We start from the raw sequence: 14,136 nt of genomic DNA, 5'->3' as shown, positions 1-14,136 counted from the left end.
TGCCCTGATTCAGTTTTAAGGCCGAAAATAGAGTTAAATTCGATTCCTTACACTTAAATAATTCCTTCTCCCATTTTTGATAATGAGCAGGGTCGCCTTTATTATTGCATCGCTCCTCGTCTTCTTTGTGGTTCTGGCGATTCCCGTCGATCCCACCGTCCTTGCGCCCGAGGCCAAGTCAGTCGCGGCAGTGACCATCCTCATGGTCCTGTTCTGGGTCACGGGCGTCCTCCCCCTTGAAGCGACCGCCCTGCTTCCACTGGTCCTCTTCCCGGCGCTCGGGGTTCTCTCGCCGGTGGAGGTGGCGGAATCCTACGGCAACGAGGTGATCTTCCTCTTCCTCGGGGGGTTCATCATCGCTATGTCGATGCAGCGGTGGGGCCTGCACCGGCGCATCGCGCTGCATATCATCCGGATCGTCGGGACGAGCCCGAGGCGCCTGGTGCTCGGGTTCATGGTCGCCACCGCGTTCCTCTCGATGTGGATCTCGAACACTGCGACGGCGATGATGATGATCCCGATCGCGATCGCGATCATCCTGACGATCATTCCCGGGACCGACAAATCCCTCGAGAGCCTCGACGAGAAGGAACAGGCCCTCGCCCGGTGCCTGATCATCTCGATCCCCTACGCCGCGACCATCGGGGGGATCGCCACGATCATCGGCACGCCCCCGAACGGGATCTTCATCGCCCAGCTCGCGACGATCTTTCCTGACGCGCCCTCCATCGACTTCTTCACCTGGATGATGTTCGGCGTCCCGTTCGCTGCTATATTTCTCTTCCTTGCCTGGATCTGGCTCATCGAGGGTCCCTACCGCCGGATGGGATCGACCCTCCCGAGTGCCGGGGGGATCATCCGGGAAGAGCTCGCAAAACTTGGCCGGATCTCAGTCGGGGAGCGATGGACGCTCATCGTCTTCACCCTGACCGCCCTCGCCTGGGTATTCGAGCAGACGAAGGAGATCGGGGAGTTCGTCATTCCGGGCCTGGATATAATCTTCCCCGGGATCAAGGACTCCACCATCGCAATCTTCGGTGCGCTCCTCCTTTTCGTCCTCCCGGTCGACGTGAAGAAGGGTATCTTCACGATGGAGTGGGAGTGGGCGGTGAAGATCCCCTGGGGCATCCTCCTCCTCTTCGGCGGCGGCATCGCTCTCTCGAACGGGTTCCTCGAGAGCGGGCTTGCCGCGGCGATCGTCGAGTCCCTCACCCTCATCCACGGGCTCCCGATATTCCTCCTGCTCCTCATCGTGGCGCTGGGGATCGTGTTTGCAGGGGAGATCGCCTCGAACACAGCCATAGCGGCCATCCTGATGCCGATCATGGCGGTCACGGCCGTCAGCATGGGAGTCAACCCGATCGTCCTGATGATGACCGCTGCGGTCTGCGCCTCGATCGGGTTCATGCTCCCGGTCGCAACGCCGCCGAACGCCGTCGCCTACGGGAGCGGCTACATCGACGCGAAAGACCTTCTCCGGTCCGGTTGGGCACTCGATATCATCGGTGTTGCGCTCTGGATGATCTGCCTTTATACGATCGTCTTCTGGGCGCTCGGACTCCCTCTGGAGATTCCCGCCTGGGCGCTCTGATCCCCCGGCACCTATTTTATCCCGTGCGTCTATCCCGGCCGGATGACAGACGACCGGTATTATGACCCGGCGGTGGAGACGCTTGGCAGACCTGATCTCGACGCGCTCATCGATGAGAGGGTCCGCTCGACCGTCAGGTACGCGCAGGAACACTCCCCCTTCTACCGCCGCTGGTTCGGGCGGCACAACATCCGCCCGGAAGCAATCCGGGAGCACGAGGATCTCCGCGACCTTCCCATCATCTCCGGTGCGACGATCCGTCGCTACCAGCCCCCGCAGGAGAAGGAGTTCTGTTTCAAAAGCGTCCCCTGGGAGGCGGTCTTCACGGTCAACGAGACCTCAGGGACGAGCGGGGTTCCGAAGAGCTTCTTTCTCACCTGGGAGGACTGGGAGCGGTATGCGGAGAAATATGCCCGGCTTTTTACCTCACAGGGCTTTGAGGCCGGCGACCGGGTGGTGGTCTGCGCCTCCTACGGGATGAACGTCGGCGCAAACACCATGACACTCGCCGCCCGCGACCTCGGGATGGCGATCGTCCCGGAGGGGAAGTGCACCTTCCCGGTCAGGGTAATGGAACAGTATCGCCCGACGGCGGTGATCGGGAGTGTCTTCAAACTCCTCCGGCTCGCCCGCCGCATGGAGGCGGAAGGGCACCCGCCCGGGAGCGCGGGCGTGAAACGACTCGTCGTCGGGGGCGAGAGTTTCGCCCCGGAGTCCCGGCGCTACCTGGAGGGGGTCTGGGGCTGCCCGGTCTACAACACCTACGGGAGCACCGAAGGGACGATGTGCGGTGAGTGCACCCGCCAGGCAGGGCTCCATGTCCCCGAGGATCTGGTTCACTTCGACCTCTACGACCCCGGGATGAACCGGTTCGTCCATGACGGCGAGACGGGGCGGCTGGTCTACACGACGCTCCTTGCGCCCGGCAAGAAGGCGGGGACGCTTCTCATCAACTACGATACGGAGGATACATGCTCGGTCGTCTCCCGGGAGCGGTGCGGGTGCGGGCGGACGCATATGCGGATCGCCTCCCCCCGGCGGGAGGCGGAGACGGTTCGGATCGGGGATATCGGGCTCAACCGCGTGGACGTGGAGGCGGCGGTCTTTGCACCCGAAAACATGGCCCACCTGAACGGGGAGTATGAGGCGTTCATCTACGGCGGCGACGAGGCGGGAGAGACCATCCTCCGGGTGAGCATGGAGTGCTTCGATCCCGCCCGCGTCGATCCGGCGGCGGTCGAGGAGACGTTCGTTGCCGCCCTTCTGCGGTCGATTCCGGCCCTTTCGGGGGCATACGAGGACGGAACGCTGCAGGTTCTCTGCAGCGTCACGCCGCCGGGAGGGCTCGAACTCCACCGGGCGCCCGGCCGGCCGAAGCGGGTCGTTGACCGGCGGTGAGGGAAAAAGAATTTTCGGCCCCTACCGCCGCCTCACCAGGTAGCCGGCCAGCCCTGCCGCGAGAGCCGCCGCCGGGAGAACGGGTCCTGCCGCGGTCGGCGTGGGGCCTGGTGCCGTTGCCGGCGGCGTGGTGGCGGTGGCGGCCGGAGTCGTTACCGTCGGGGTTGCTGTTGCCGCCTCGACGACGGTGAAGGTGGTGCTTGCGGTGGCGTCGCCCTCGACCCACTCCACGGTCACGGTGTAAACGCCTGGCTCAAACCCGGACGTGTCCACGGTAAACGACCAGGTGTTTGCGGTGGCGTTCCCCTCCTCTACAACGGCCGTCCCCGATGTGCCTCCCGTTCCGCCCGGTGCGGACTTGTTCGTCGGCTCAAAGCCGACCGGCGTCACCTCAACGAGCAGGTGGTTCCCGGGAGCGAGGTTCGTCGTCCCGCTTATGGTGAGCGTCTCGTTGGCGGCGACCATACCGATCTCGTTGATGGCCGTCTCCTGTGCGGCGGCAGTGCCGCAGATCCATGCCGTGAGCACGAGCGCGACTGCGATTCCGGCAAGTCTCCTGACGTTCATACCTTCATTTCACCTCACCTCTCCTTCCTGCACGGTGGGATATGAAGCTACCCGGCCCCGGTCATCCGGCCGGACTATCCTTCTTCGGGGAAAAACCCGCCTGTTTTTTCTCCTTTGCGGTGCAACACTGGTCAATTATATCCATCTCTCCGGGTGCGCGCAATGCTCAACGATCAGCAATGGCAACCGGTACCGGGAACAGCCGGCGCCGAGATCTACCCCTTCCTCCGGAAGCCGGATGTCACCTGCTCGAATGCCTATCTCATCCGGACACCCGGCGAGATCCTGCTCATCGACACCGGGGCGGACCCCGGCCAGATGAACCGGATCATGGCGCTCGTGGATGCCCTCCTCCGGGAAACCCCGCGGCCGGTCATCCTCATCGTCACCCACTGCCACGCCGACCACTGCTACCAGGCAATCCGGGACCGGCGGTTCCGGGCTCTCCCACACCTCTCCGTCGCCGCGGAGGAGACGGGTGCCCGGGCGCTCGAGGCCGGTGATGCGGCCCGGACGGTTGCGGAGCTCATGGGGTGGGAGATCGAGCCGCTCCCGGTCAGCCTCCCCCTTCTTGCCGCCCGCGACCGCGAGACCCTGGGTGCGGACGGCGGCATCGCTCTTCACCGGCAGCAGGTCCCGCTCCGCTCGGGGAACACCCTTCTCATCTATCACACCCCGGGGCATTCGCCCGACAGCATCTGCATCCGTTTCGGCGAGTACCTCTTCATCGGCGACCTCCTCTTCTCCACGAGCCCCGGCATCGCCGGAATTGCCGGGTGGGACCAGCCGGCGCTGCTTGCGTCCGTAGGAAGGGTCCGGTGGATCCTCGCCCACGAACCGGTGAGCCTCTGCTGCCCGGGCCACGGCAGGAGCATCCCGGCCTCGGCGATGCCGGGGCTCCTCGACCGGCTGCAGGGGGAGGCGGAGAAGATGGCGGGCGTCGGCATCTTCGACCGGGAACGGCTCGCCGACTCACTGGAGCACGCCGTCGACCTGCTCCAGGAGGCCAACCGGGTCTTTGCGGCGATTGCGGGGCGCCTCTACGCCCTTGCGTATCGCCTCGACGACCTCGGCGAGGCAGAAGAGGCCCGGCGTTACCAGGAACTCCTGGAGTCCGATCAGATCGATGGCTTTCTTGCCGACTTTTCACGGTTTGCCGACGAGTTCAACGCCGGGGAGAAGTTCGAGGTCCAGCTCGTCCTCAAGGCCGTCCAGGTGATCCAGCGGGTCGAGGCACACTTCGCGGGTGACCGGCTCAACCACGTCGTCGATGCGTCGCTCCTCCGCCGGGCCGACCGCCTGCTTGCCGACTTCATGAACACGATCCTGGGCTACCGGGACACCGCGCACCTCTCCGCTGTCGACCTCCCGTCGGTGCTGCGCGACCTGGTCGCCGGAGCCCTGACGTGTCCGTTCTCGGACGCGGCATTCATCGAGGCAGCGGACGATCCGGCGGCGTACCGGGCGGAACTCGTCTCCCGGCTCGCCTACCTCCCGCTCTTCGAGGGCGTCGATCTCGTTCTCGACGGAGACGATGACCCGCTCTCGCCGGTGCTGATCGACCGGGAACGGTTCTGCGACGAGGTCGTCGGTATCCTCGAGGATATGGCGGCCGCCGGCGCCCGGGAGATCCGGCTCTCCACCCGGCGGGAGGGGGATGCGGTCGGGCTCCTGATCCGGGGTTCCGGCACTCTCTCTCCCCGGAGGCTCCGGTTCTACCGGCGGAAGTTCGGACTCTGCGGGGCGTCGCTGGCGGTCACCGGGGATGGCTCCGATCTTCTTCTCCTCCTCAAACCCACTTTCTCCTGAGCCGCCCCGTTCCAGGGCAAGCTACTTACCTCCGGTCTCCATACCAGGGGCGAGACGGAGGAAACCCTTGATTGAGATGCAGCATGTGCCCGGAAAAGACCGCGGCAGGGTGGTTCTCTACGCCCTGAGCACCTGCGGCTGGTGCGCCCGAACAAAAGAGCTCCTCACCGACCTCGGCGTCGGGTTCTCGTACGTCTACGTGGACCTGCTCGCGGGCGAGGAGCGGGATCGCGTGGTCCGGGAAGTCGAACGCTGGAACCCACGGCTCTCGTTTCCCACAGTCGTCATCGACGACGCCAGGGTGGTCGTGGGGTTCCGGGAAGACGAGATCCGGGAGGCGGTCGGTGCCTGACGCTGCGAGCGACGGGGAGATCGATCGCTTCATGGACGACCTCGCCCGCGAGGCGGAGGCAGGCGGTTACCATCTCAACCCGGACCGGGAGTTCACCCGGGGCCTCGTCCGGGGGCTGCTTGCGAACCGGGAACGTTACGGTTACATCTCCTGCCCCTGCAGGCTTGCCTCGGGAGACCGGGAGGACGACCTGGATATCATCTGCCCCTGCGACTACCGCGACCCCGATCTCACCGATTACGGCGCCTGTTACTGCGCCCTCTACGTCACCGCCGATGTGGAGGCCGGCCGCCGCGCCCCCGACCCTGTCCCGGAACGCCGGCCGGGGCCGGCGGAGCGCCAGCGGCAGAAAGAAGAGCGTGCCGCGGCCGGCCGCGCCCCGGGGGCCCTGACGTATCCGGTCTGGCGGTGCCGGGTCTGCGGCTACCTCTGCGCCCGGGATGAGCCGCCCGAGATCTGCCCGATCTGCCGGGTGCCTCGCGACCGGTTCGAGCGGTTCATGTGAGCCGGACGAGGCACGCGTAGACGAGGAACGCGGCGGCGATCCCGTTCACCGGGGGGATGCCCGGGACCGCGAGGGCGGCGATGGAGCCGGCAGCGTATGCCGCGAGCCCCCGCCGGTTGAACCGGGGAACGGTCGCCTTCGCGAGTTCGGGGTAGCGCCCCCGGTGCCGGACGAAGAAGTCCGCCATGATCACCCCGCCGAGCGGCGGGATGAGCACGCCGAGGAGAACCATGTAGGGGATCAGCCAGTCGTACATGCCGAGAAGGGCGAACAGGGTTCCCGCGGCGGCGCCGGCGAAGGTGACCAGCCGCCGCTGTTCTGTCCTGAAGAAGTGGCATCCAGCGACCGAGAAGTTGTAGATGGTGTTGTCCTGAGTCGTCCAGATGTTCAAGAAGAGCATCAGGATGCCGGCGGAGAGAAGGCCCTGGACCGCCAGCACCTCGACGATGTCGGAGAGCCCGTAGACGGCGGCGCCGACGGCCCCGACGGCGATCATCAGCCCGTTCCCGAAGAAGAACGCGAGGAGCACGGAGCCGGCGGCGGTCCGCGCGGATCCGGAAAAGCGCGTCCAGTTGGCGACCTGGGTGCCGCCGGAGACGAAGGTGCCGACGACGATCGTGAGTGCTTCGGCGACCGTGAGTGCGCCCGCCGTTCCCGGCGGGAGGAGCCCCGCCCCGTTCCCGGCATCCTGGAGGGCGACCGAGGCGCTTGCGGCGATGAGAAGGAGCATCGCCGGGACCGAGACCCACGAAAGGACTGCAATCCCGCGGCAGCCGATGTACGCCGTCAGACAGAAGACGAGGCCGAACACGATCATCAGGGGCGCCTGGATCCGTGCATCGAGATCCAGCAGGTGGATGAGAACGATCGTGACCGTCGCGGTCCCCCAGGCGTACCACCCGATCTGGGTGAGCCCGAGGAGTGCGTCGGACCACCTGCTGCCTGCATCGCCGAAGGCGAACCGGGCGGAAAGGACGGTGGAAAAGCCGCTTTTGTAGCCGATGTATCCGAGGCCGGCGACGTAGAGCGCGAGGATCGCGCTTCCGCAGAGAATGATCCCGACGAGGTCCGGCCAGAACCGGAACGCAACTCCGATCCTCGCGCCGCCCCACATCGTGGCGGAGAAGAAGGTAAACCCGAGCAGCACCAGGGTGATCGGCCAGAACCCCTGCCGGGCTTCGCCGGGGACGGCCGAGAGCGGGTAATCTTCCGTACCGCTCCGGCCCGCCGCGTCGCCGGCTCTCTTTGCCCGGATCACTGCTGTTCTTTCGATGGTTGAATATCTCTGTTGCCGCGTGAAATTCCTTCCGGGTTTTCTGCCGCGCAAGGCCTGGCCGGCGGTGCTCCGGTCCGGGACCACCGGCATACGGCTCGAACTCCCGTTCCGGTGGAAACTGCGGAAAGTGCCCGCGCAGCGACAGACCGTGGCGCGAGATCCTGCCCTGCGTCCGCTCGCTCCCTCAGATCGTCTCTCTTTCCCGGTGGGAGGGAGAAGAACGGCTCGTTGTATCCGGAAGTGCCCGGTGTTCCCGGTGGCCGATCCAGAGGTGTCATATAGCGGTCCGGGTGATTCTCCTGTATGCCGAGCGTGCGGATCAACGACGGAGACCTCCCCTCCGGGACCGGTGTGGAGGGGGGACGAAAGAAGAAACCCGACGAGAGCCCGGCGCCCGCCCGCCGGGAGCCCGAACCGGAGACCACGAAGACGGAAGAAGTTCGTGAGAAGCCCCGGCGCAGCCGGCCCCTCTTCGGCGATGCCGACGGCGCCGACATATTTTACACAAAGACGAAGTAGGTCACTCGAGCACCCGGATATCCCCGGCGGAGGCCACCACCACCTCCCGCTTTCCGCGGTAGGTCTGGACGACCCCATACAGCGTTACGTTCTCGTTCTCGTGGAGTTGGAGCGTAGCGGCCACGTTCTCCGGCAGAAAGACCCGGGTGCCGTTGACGGTCAGGATCAGGTGCGCGCCGGTCGAAGTCTCTGCGATCTCTTCGATATTCCCTTCCAGGAGAACCAGCGCCCCGTCCGGGACCTCTTCGGAGTACGTATCCGCCACCAGCGGTCGGGCGAAGGCGGCAAAGAGGAGGTGCACCGAAAGCACGATCCCGACGACGCAGAGGAGCACGATGACTGCTGCTTTCTCCTGCCGTTCCAGCATAGTTACTCTATAGTCCCCCGGAGTTATAACATCCGTCAGTTTGATATGTTAACAGCGTTAACTATCCTGCATGGATTATGTGAGCCTCCCCCCGTCCTCCCGGAAGATCCTCCTGCTTCTTGAGGACGGGGGTGCCCTGACCCACAAGGAGCTCGTCCGGCTCAGCAGCCTGGCCCCCCGCACCGTCCGCTATGCTTTAAAGAGACTCAAGGACAACGATATGATCGTGGAGAAGTTCAACTTCAGGGACGCCCGGCAGATCCTCTACGAGTACAAAGAGTCCCAGATGGTGTCTGCGCAATGACCGAGCCTCCTTCCTGCGATATCATGCGCTGCGATACCCTCGCGCGGAGGCTCCTTCCGCAGATGCGCGCCGAGATGGTCTACCGGCTGGTGAATGACCGGGGAATCAGCCAGAGCGAGGCCTCAAAGCGCCTCGGGATCAGCAGGGCTGCGATCTCACAGTACCTGAGCCGGAAACGCGGGTTTGTCCGGCAGGATCTCCCCGGCGATCTCGAGGTGGTCATCGAGCGGTGGGTCTCCGCCGTTGCCTCGGGTGAAGGAACGATCACCATCTGCGACGTCTGCCGATCCGCCGGGAGACGGTGAGGCGACCGTCTCAGGTGCGTCTGCGCCGGTAGAGGTAGAGCCCCGTAAGTCCGGCGAGTATGCATGCCGCCGCCACTATTTTGAGCTGGTCCGGTCCGGGAGCCCCTCCTGCTCTGTTCTCTTTCGAGGCGTTCCAGTCGTCCTCAAAGACCCTGGTGTAGTAGGCGGCGATACCCGGGTGCTCGATGATCACGCCCGCTTCCCGGTTGAATGCCGGTGAGTTGGCGTTCCAGTTGATGCTGCTGACGAGCACCGCCCGGTCGTCGACGATGACGCCCTTGTTGTGGATCTTCGCCAGGTTGTTCGCCTCGAGATCCGCGAGCCGTGCCTCGAGCGGCAGCCCCTCGGCCGCGGCAAGCCGATTGATGACCCCGACCATCTCGTCGTTGTCCGCATCGTCCTCGGTGTTGAACCAGACGGCATCGAGAAGCACCCGCACCGTGACACCGCGCCGGGAGGCGTCGATCGCGGCCGCAAGGTAGGGGTTGAGGTCGTATGTCGTCTCGTTCGTGATGTAGGCCTGCTCGATAGCGATGCTCTTCTCCGCCCCCTCGATCAGCCCGAGGATGAGCGCGCTCGTGTCGGGGGATACGACCGGGGTCACCCGCGCCCCCTCCACGGAGCAGACGGTGAACTCCACGGTGTAGGCGGGCGCCCAGGGCGTGCAGAGTTCGGCCGCCGTGCCCTCGAGGGGGACGATGTCGCCGCCCGCCGCATCGAGGAGGAAGACCTCCCGGAAGTAGGCTGCGAGTTTGGGGTCCTCGAGGAGGACACCCCACCCGCGGTTGCCCTGCAGCCCCGGAGCCGGGTAGCCGCCGGGCTTGAAGTTCTCGCTCCCGAGCAGGACGGTCTTCCCGTCGATGACGAGATACTTGGCATGGTCGTAGCGGTACTTCGCGTGGGCGGCATCGGTCGTCGTCATCGAAAGGACCACAATACCGCTCCGGTTGAGGGCGCCCGCGACCGCCCGCCCTTCAGGCGAGACGCCGCCCACCGGCCCGCCCTCGAGGAGGACGGTCACGTCCACGCCCCGCTCGCGGGCGCGGATGAGGTCTTCGGCCATGGCAGGATCGGTGAACTCGTAGACGTTCACCAGGATCTCGCGTTCCGCTCCCGCGACGGCTGCCGAGAAGACCTCGTACGAGCAGTCCGGCGCGGCGAACGCGGTCACCGCGACGCCCTCGAAGGTTCCGGGCACGAGGCGCGACTGGCCTATCATGAGCGGGCGCGGGTCCCAGAGATCGCCCTCGAGGTAGTGGATCTGCCCTTCCCGGGGGTGGACATCGGCGGGCCAGGCGACCTGCTGGACGAGGGTGGTCCCCCGGTAGAGGAGGAGTTCGTCGGCCCGGTTCGCCATCAGGAGGTTCCCGTTCGGGATCACGTCCGGCACGGCCGCTGTCCGCGCCTCGAGCTCGAAGTCGGGCAGGTAGCCGTGAGCCCGCTCGAACGCAGGGCCGCTCCTCGCGACCACCAGCCGCCCGTCGATCCGGCTTCCCGGCGGGAATCGGTACCCGCCCTCGCCGTCGGAGAGGACGAACCCGTCGAGCACCCCCGCACCCTCGAGCACCAGGTACTCGTCGGGGTCGCCGGGCTGGTAGGGGTCCGGACAGAACTCGACGATCCGGACGCCGCCGGCCGTGGCGGCAAGGAGGCAAAGGAGCAGGATGACGGCGGCGATCCGGCGCATACGCAGGGTTATGTATCCCCCGGTTTAATAGCAGAGCGATATGAATTCGCCTGCACCCCCGCTGGTCGTCAAGGTAGGGGGGAGCCTCTTTGACCGGGTCGTTCCCCTGCTCGAGATCTTCCGGGAGGTCGGACGCCCGGTGCTGATCGTGCCCGGGGGCGGGAAGTTTGCCGACCTCGTCCGGCGCCTCGCCGTCTCCGATACCGCCGGCCACTGGATGGCGATCGCCGGCATGGAGCAGTTCGGGTGGTACATCGCCTCGCACGGCGTCCCGGCGGCCTTCAGGCTCACGCTTCCTTCGGAGGTGACGGTCCTCCTTCCCTACTGTGCTCTCCGCGAGATCGACCCCGTCCCTCACTCCTGGAACGTCACCTCCGACACCATCGCCGCCTGGGTCGCGAAAGAACTCTCCGCCGACCTCCTCCTCCTCAAATCGGTCGACGGTATCCACCACCACCGCAGGCTCCTCTCAAGGGTCGAGGACCCCTCCCTCACCCCCGACGAGGTCGATCCCGCATTCATCCGGTTCGTCTTCGAACACGGTCTCCGGGCCCGGGTGGTCAGCGGCAGGCACGACGACCGGGTCCGCCGTGCCCTCCGGGACGAGGCGGTCGTCGGGACTCTCGTCGATCCGAGATTTTAATTGCTGCGGGGGCGATATGATAGGTTAACATTCGAGGAAACAACGATGACAGCGAGAGATCGATGTACCTCCTGCAACGCCACGCTGGCCGAGGAAGGATCCACCTGGTTCCCGTGCCCGGTGTGTGCGCACGAGATTAACAGGTGCTACCGGTGCAGGGAGCAGAGCATAGCATATACATGTCCGAAGTGCGGGTTCCGGGGGCCATAACCGATGGGCAACGTAGCCATTATCGTGAAGATAATGCCCGAGTCCCCCGATGTCGACCGTGAAGCGCTGAAAGCCGCGGTCAAGGCGGCCGTCCCGGTCGACGATATCAGAGAAGAGCCGATCGGCTTCGGTCTTGTGGCGCTGAAAGCCGCCATCGTCGTCCCCGACAAAGCCGGGGCTCCCGATGAGATCGAAGCAGCGCTCCAGAATCTTGAAGGCGTCGCAAGCGCCGAGATCATCGAATCCACACTTGTATAAGTGGATTCCCGATACTCACTTTTCCCGCTTACCGGGCCGCTTCGAGCCGTTCCATCACTTCGGCAGTGATCTTTCGGATCTTTACGACCGATTCTTTGAACCCGGCGACTTCGTCCTCTTCGAGGCTGAGCGGCACCGGGAAGACGCCGTTCCGGTTGATCCGGGCGGGCACGCCTATGCAGACGTCGCCGATCCCGTGGATCTCGCTTTTGATGTAGCTTGAGACGGTGAGGATCCGGTTCTCGTCCCCGAGGATCGTCCTTACAAGGGTTGCAATCGCTTCTCCGGGACCGTAGACGGTGGAGCCCTTATCCCTGATGATCGCCTCGCCGCTCGTTCTGACGGTGTCGATCATCTCCTGCGCGGGCAGCCCCGAGAAGGTGGGCAGGTGGTTGATCCGGATGCCGCCGATCGTCGTCGCCGACCAGAGCGGAACCATGCTCTCGCCGTGCTCGCCGATGATGCGGGTATGCACCTCGCTGACGTGGACCCGGAAGTACCGCGCAATCAGCGACTTTAAGCGCATCGAGTCGAGGTGCGTCCCGAGGCCGAAGACCTGTCTCGGCTGGAGCCCCGAGTACTTCAGGGCGACGGCGGTCATGACGTCGACGGGGTTCGTCACCAGAAAGAGAATAGCGTCGGGCGAAGACCGGCCGATGGTCTCGGCGGTCTCGGCGATGATCTTTGCGTTTTCGAAGGCGAGATCGTTCCTGTCCTGTCCCGGTTGACGGGGCATGCCTGCCGTACAGATGAAGATATCCGAGTCTTTCGTATCTGCAAGGTTGGTGCTGTACGAGAGGCGGATGTCGGTGCCTCGCGCAGCAAACGAGTCGGATAGGTCACGGCAGCAGCCCGCGAGAAAATCTTCGCGCCCGGGCCTCCCGACGAGCAGCATATCGCTGACGTACGGGATCTCGGATATGGTATGGGCCGCAAATATGCCGACGTTCCCTGTAGCCCCAAGAATCGTTACTTTTGCCATGGAGATCGCCGTTGGGGACACGTCCTCGGTCGACCGTGCGCACAGGCATTCACCGCTGCATCCCTCCTCCACCCCGCACCCCCATGGGCGCCGAACGTCCACGGTAAGTCTGCTCCCTTCCGGGCCTGAACCGGTACCCGCGGCAAAAGGTCGCCGCCCCCTCCGGGGCTTTGATACCTCTCCGCCGACCTCATGGGACGAGGCTTCTCCGTCGGGACGCAGTGGATCCTGCAGGCCGCTGCGGCCTTCCTCAGACTTCGCCCCCCGCTGACGGCGGTTTCGGGTGACAGGTGACGCCGAGCCACCCGGGCTAGTCCCCGTATATACTGTAGTCTATGGGATAAAAATAGCTCCGCCCACCCGGGCCTGCCAGGCTCCGGTGATCCGGCCGACCTTCCCGGCATCCGCCTTCTCGAAGAGGTCGAGGGCAGCGAGGTCGATTTCGGGCGGGAGGACGGCCGGAAGCAGCCGCAGATCTCCCTGGTAAACCTCGATCTCCTGCGCGCCGGTGACGGTGGCGACGAGGACGGGGTCCCGCGCGACCGGTCGGCGCCGGAGGTCGTCGCAGGACCGGTGCATCGTCACCTCCCCGATCCCGAGGACCTCCCGGTTCACCCGGAGGTTGCAGGTGGTCCAGAAGGCTGCCGCGTACCAGGCGTCGTTCGCAATCACGCGGGGGATGCCCGCCCGGACGGCGGCAAGCGCGAGAGTTCCGGCACCGGAGCAGGCGTCGACGAAGGTCCGGGGCCGGTGCTGCCCGATCTCGCGCTCGAGAGAGAGGATCTTCTCGTTCTGGTCCCGGGGGAACTCGACGTGTAGGACCGACTGCTGCTTGTAGACGACGATCGGTCCCGCCCGGGTGGGGAAGATGTCGGCCCGGACGTCGCACCCGGCAAGCAGGGTGTATGCCTGCGGCGCCGCGTCGGTATCCGTGATCCCCGGCGTCCCGGCCCCGGTCCTGACGACCCCCCGGACCTCCGGGACCTCGGCGACCAGGCGGGCGGCCGCCCGCTCCCCGACCGACCGGGAGAGGAGGACGAGCGATCGGGGCGGGAGGTGAGGGGCCGAGCGCATGGCAAACCCGGGGTGAACGAGCGGTGTTGCGGCGGCGGCGAGGGGTTCGGTCCCGGCGAGGTCCCCCTCAGCGGCCATCACCCGGTAGATCTGGGCGAAGACCTCGTCGATGAACCGCTTCCCGCAGGAAGGGCAGGGCCCGGCCGTATCGATATCGGGCGGGGGGCTCCTCTTGTCGTAGACGAGCCCCATGCAGTCGGGGCAGGGGGCGAAAGCGTGCGGCAGCCGTGCAAGGAGCGTGGGAGCGTTCTCGATGCAGTCTCCCCCGCAGACCGGGCAGTTCATGCCA

General features: G+C 65.5%; 17 protein-coding genes and 1 other RNA gene. 11 read left to right on the top strand and 7 right to left on the bottom strand.

What is annotated here, in order from left to right:
• Window positions 1-82 precede the first annotated feature (82 nt).
• Window positions 83-1,591, top strand: a complete 1,509-nt coding sequence (locus tag DIC75_RS01820) for an SLC13 family permease (protein ID WP_250986306.1) — start codon at window positions 83-85, stop codon at window positions 1,589-1,591.
• A 42-nt stretch (window positions 1,592-1,633) separates the two neighbouring features.
• Entirely contained in the window at window positions 1,634-2,989 is a 1,356-nt protein-coding gene (gene ftsA, locus DIC75_RS01815; RefSeq protein ID WP_250986305.1) for a coenzyme F390 synthetase, read from the top strand.
• 21 nt (window positions 2,990-3,010) lie between these two features.
• Here the strand turns inward: ftsA and DIC75_RS01810 are convergent, their stop codons facing one another.
• Window positions 3,011-3,556, bottom strand: coding sequence for a hypothetical protein (locus tag DIC75_RS01810; protein WP_250986304.1), 546 nt, complete (start codon window positions 3,554-3,556; stop codon window positions 3,011-3,013).
• A 162-nt stretch (window positions 3,557-3,718) separates the two neighbouring features.
• Here DIC75_RS01810 and DIC75_RS01805 point away from each other — a divergent pair, with 162 nt between their 5' ends.
• The 3 genes from DIC75_RS01805 to DIC75_RS01795 all read left to right on the top strand — a co-directional run bounded on the left by DIC75_RS01805 (window position 3,719) and on the right by DIC75_RS01795 (window position 6,222).
• The gene (locus DIC75_RS01805; RefSeq protein ID WP_250986303.1) at window positions 3,719-5,365 is read left to right on the top strand and encodes an MBL fold metallo-hydrolase; all 1,647 of its coding nucleotides are present in this window, start codon (window positions 3,719-3,721) and stop codon (window positions 5,363-5,365) included.
• A 76-nt stretch (window positions 5,366-5,441) separates the two neighbouring features.
• On the top strand, window positions 5,442-5,717 hold the full coding sequence (locus DIC75_RS01800) for a glutaredoxin family protein (RefSeq protein ID WP_250986940.1): 276 nt from the start codon (window positions 5,442-5,444) through the stop codon (window positions 5,715-5,717).
• Window positions 5,710-6,222: a ferredoxin-thioredoxin reductase catalytic domain-containing protein gene (locus tag DIC75_RS01795; protein WP_352151383.1), complete on the top strand. Its 513-nt coding sequence runs from the start codon at window positions 5,710-5,712 to the stop codon at window positions 6,220-6,222. Before DIC75_RS01800 ends, DIC75_RS01795 begins: the two co-directional genes overlap by 8 nt.
• On the opposite strand, the gene codB is transcribed toward DIC75_RS01795, so the two are convergent.
• Complete coding sequence (gene codB, locus DIC75_RS01790; protein WP_250986302.1) at window positions 6,215-7,588, bottom strand: cytosine permease; 1,374 nt, start codon at window positions 7,586-7,588, stop codon at window positions 6,215-6,217. The two genes, DIC75_RS01795 and codB, sit on opposite strands and share 8 nt — an antisense overlap.
• 213 nt (window positions 7,589-7,801) lie before the next feature.
• On the opposite strand from codB, the gene DIC75_RS01785 reads away from it, so the two are divergent.
• The gene (locus DIC75_RS01785; RefSeq protein WP_250986301.1) at window positions 7,802-8,017 is read left to right on the top strand and encodes a hypothetical protein; all 216 of its coding nucleotides are present in this window, start codon (window positions 7,802-7,804) and stop codon (window positions 8,015-8,017) included.
• Between the two features lies 1 nt (window position 8,018).
• Here DIC75_RS01785 and DIC75_RS01780 read toward each other — a convergent pair whose 3' ends face one another.
• Window positions 8,019-8,384, bottom strand: a complete 366-nt coding sequence (locus DIC75_RS01780; protein WP_250986300.1) for a hypothetical protein — start codon at window positions 8,382-8,384, stop codon at window positions 8,019-8,021.
• Between the two features lie 70 nt (window positions 8,385-8,454).
• On the opposite strand from DIC75_RS01780, the gene DIC75_RS01775 reads away from it, so the two are divergent.
• Window positions 8,455-8,688, top strand: coding sequence for a winged helix-turn-helix domain-containing protein (locus tag DIC75_RS01775; protein ID WP_250986299.1), 234 nt, complete (start codon window positions 8,455-8,457; stop codon window positions 8,686-8,688).
• Window positions 8,685-8,993, top strand: a complete 309-nt coding sequence (locus DIC75_RS01770; protein WP_250986298.1) for a transcriptional regulator — start codon at window positions 8,685-8,687, stop codon at window positions 8,991-8,993. Before DIC75_RS01775 ends, DIC75_RS01770 begins: the two co-directional genes overlap by 4 nt.
• A gap of 10 nt (window positions 8,994-9,003) precedes the next feature.
• Here DIC75_RS01770 and DIC75_RS01765 read toward each other — a convergent pair whose 3' ends face one another.
• Window positions 9,004-10,680, bottom strand: a complete 1,677-nt coding sequence (locus DIC75_RS01765) for a phospholipase D-like domain-containing protein (RefSeq protein WP_250986297.1) — start codon at window positions 10,678-10,680, stop codon at window positions 9,004-9,006.
• Window positions 10,681-10,720: 40 nt separating this feature from the next.
• Here DIC75_RS01765 and DIC75_RS01760 point away from each other — a divergent pair, with 40 nt between their 5' ends.
• The 3 genes from DIC75_RS01760 to DIC75_RS01750 are packed head-to-tail and all read left to right on the top strand — an operon-like array spanning window position 10,721 to window position 11,791.
• Entirely contained in the window at window positions 10,721-11,323 is a 603-nt protein-coding gene (locus DIC75_RS01760; protein ID WP_250986296.1) for an amino acid kinase family protein, read from the top strand.
• A gap of 45 nt (window positions 11,324-11,368) precedes the next feature.
• A complete protein-coding gene (locus tag DIC75_RS01755) occupies window positions 11,369-11,533 on the top strand; it encodes a zinc finger domain-containing protein (protein ID WP_250986295.1) in 165 nt (54 codons plus the stop codon).
• A 3-nt stretch (window positions 11,534-11,536) separates the two neighbouring features.
• Window positions 11,537-11,791, top strand: a complete 255-nt coding sequence (locus DIC75_RS01750; protein ID WP_250986294.1) for an elongation factor 1-beta — start codon at window positions 11,537-11,539, stop codon at window positions 11,789-11,791.
• 28 nt (window positions 11,792-11,819) lie between these two features.
• On the opposite strand, the gene DIC75_RS01745 is transcribed toward DIC75_RS01750, so the two are convergent.
• From DIC75_RS01745 to DIC75_RS01735, 3 genes are all read right to left on the bottom strand, one after another.
• Window positions 11,820-12,773: a malate dehydrogenase gene (locus tag DIC75_RS01745; RefSeq protein ID WP_250986293.1), complete on the bottom strand. Its 954-nt coding sequence runs from the start codon at window positions 12,771-12,773 to the stop codon at window positions 11,820-11,822.
• 11 nt (window positions 12,774-12,784) lie between these two features.
• Window positions 12,785-13,094, bottom strand: an RNA gene (gene ffs / locus DIC75_RS01740) — signal recognition particle sRNA.
• A 12-nt stretch (window positions 13,095-13,106) separates the two neighbouring features.
• The gene (locus DIC75_RS01735; RefSeq protein ID WP_250986292.1) at window positions 13,107-14,132 is read right to left on the bottom strand and encodes a hypothetical protein; all 1,026 of its coding nucleotides are present in this window, start codon (window positions 14,130-14,132) and stop codon (window positions 13,107-13,109) included.
• Window positions 14,133-14,136: the final 4 nt, after the last annotated feature.

It is taken from the genome of Methanoculleus oceani, assembly GCF_023702065.1.
GTDB lineage: Archaea > Halobacteriota > Methanomicrobia > Methanomicrobiales > Methanoculleaceae > Methanoculleus > Methanoculleus oceani.
Note: the sequence above shows the minus strand (reverse complement) of the source record. Positions and strands in the feature narration are given on the sequence as shown.

Excerpts from the sequence above, each read along its gene's own strand:
- DIC75_RS01800 (WP_250986940.1), top strand. The coding sequence starts at position 5,442 with ATGCAGCATGTGCCCGGAAAAGACCGCGGCAGGGTGGTTCTCTACGCC.
- DIC75_RS01755 (WP_250986295.1), top strand. The coding sequence starts at position 11,369 with ATGACAGCGAGAGATCGATGTACCTCCTGCAACGCCACGCTGGCCGAG.
- DIC75_RS01810 (WP_250986304.1), bottom strand. The coding sequence starts at position 3,556 with ATGAACGTCAGGAGACTTGCCGGAATCGCAGTCGCGCTCGTGCTCACG.
- DIC75_RS01765 (WP_250986297.1), bottom strand. The coding sequence starts at position 10,680 with ATGCGCCGGATCGCCGCCGTCATCCTGCTCCTTTGCCTCCTTGCCGCC.
- DIC75_RS01805 (WP_250986303.1), top strand. The coding sequence starts at position 3,719 with ATGCTCAACGATCAGCAATGGCAACCGGTACCGGGAACAGCCGGCGCC.
- ftsA (WP_250986305.1), top strand. The coding sequence starts at position 1,634 with ATGACAGACGACCGGTATTATGACCCGGCGGTGGAGACGCTTGGCAGA.
- DIC75_RS01760 (WP_250986296.1), top strand. The coding sequence starts at position 10,721 with ATGAATTCGCCTGCACCCCCGCTGGTCGTCAAGGTAGGGGGGAGCCTC.
- DIC75_RS01785 (WP_250986301.1), top strand. The coding sequence starts at position 7,802 with ATGCCGAGCGTGCGGATCAACGACGGAGACCTCCCCTCCGGGACCGGT.
- DIC75_RS01780 (WP_250986300.1), bottom strand. The coding sequence starts at position 8,384 with ATGCTGGAACGGCAGGAGAAAGCAGCAGTCATCGTGCTCCTCTGCGTC.
- codB (WP_250986302.1), bottom strand. The coding sequence starts at position 7,588 with ATGCCGGTGGTCCCGGACCGGAGCACCGCCGGCCAGGCCTTGCGCGGC.
- DIC75_RS01820 (WP_250986306.1), top strand. The coding sequence starts at position 83 with ATGAGCAGGGTCGCCTTTATTATTGCATCGCTCCTCGTCTTCTTTGTG.
- DIC75_RS01745 (WP_250986293.1), bottom strand. The coding sequence starts at position 12,773 with ATGGCAAAAGTAACGATTCTTGGGGCTACAGGGAACGTCGGCATATTT.
- DIC75_RS01750 (WP_250986294.1), top strand. The coding sequence starts at position 11,537 with ATGGGCAACGTAGCCATTATCGTGAAGATAATGCCCGAGTCCCCCGAT.
- DIC75_RS01775 (WP_250986299.1), top strand. The coding sequence starts at position 8,455 with ATGGATTATGTGAGCCTCCCCCCGTCCTCCCGGAAGATCCTCCTGCTT.
- DIC75_RS01770 (WP_250986298.1), top strand. The coding sequence starts at position 8,685 with ATGACCGAGCCTCCTTCCTGCGATATCATGCGCTGCGATACCCTCGCG.
- DIC75_RS01735 (WP_250986292.1), bottom strand. The coding sequence starts at position 14,132 with ATGAACTGCCCGGTCTGCGGGGGAGACTGCATCGAGAACGCTCCCACG.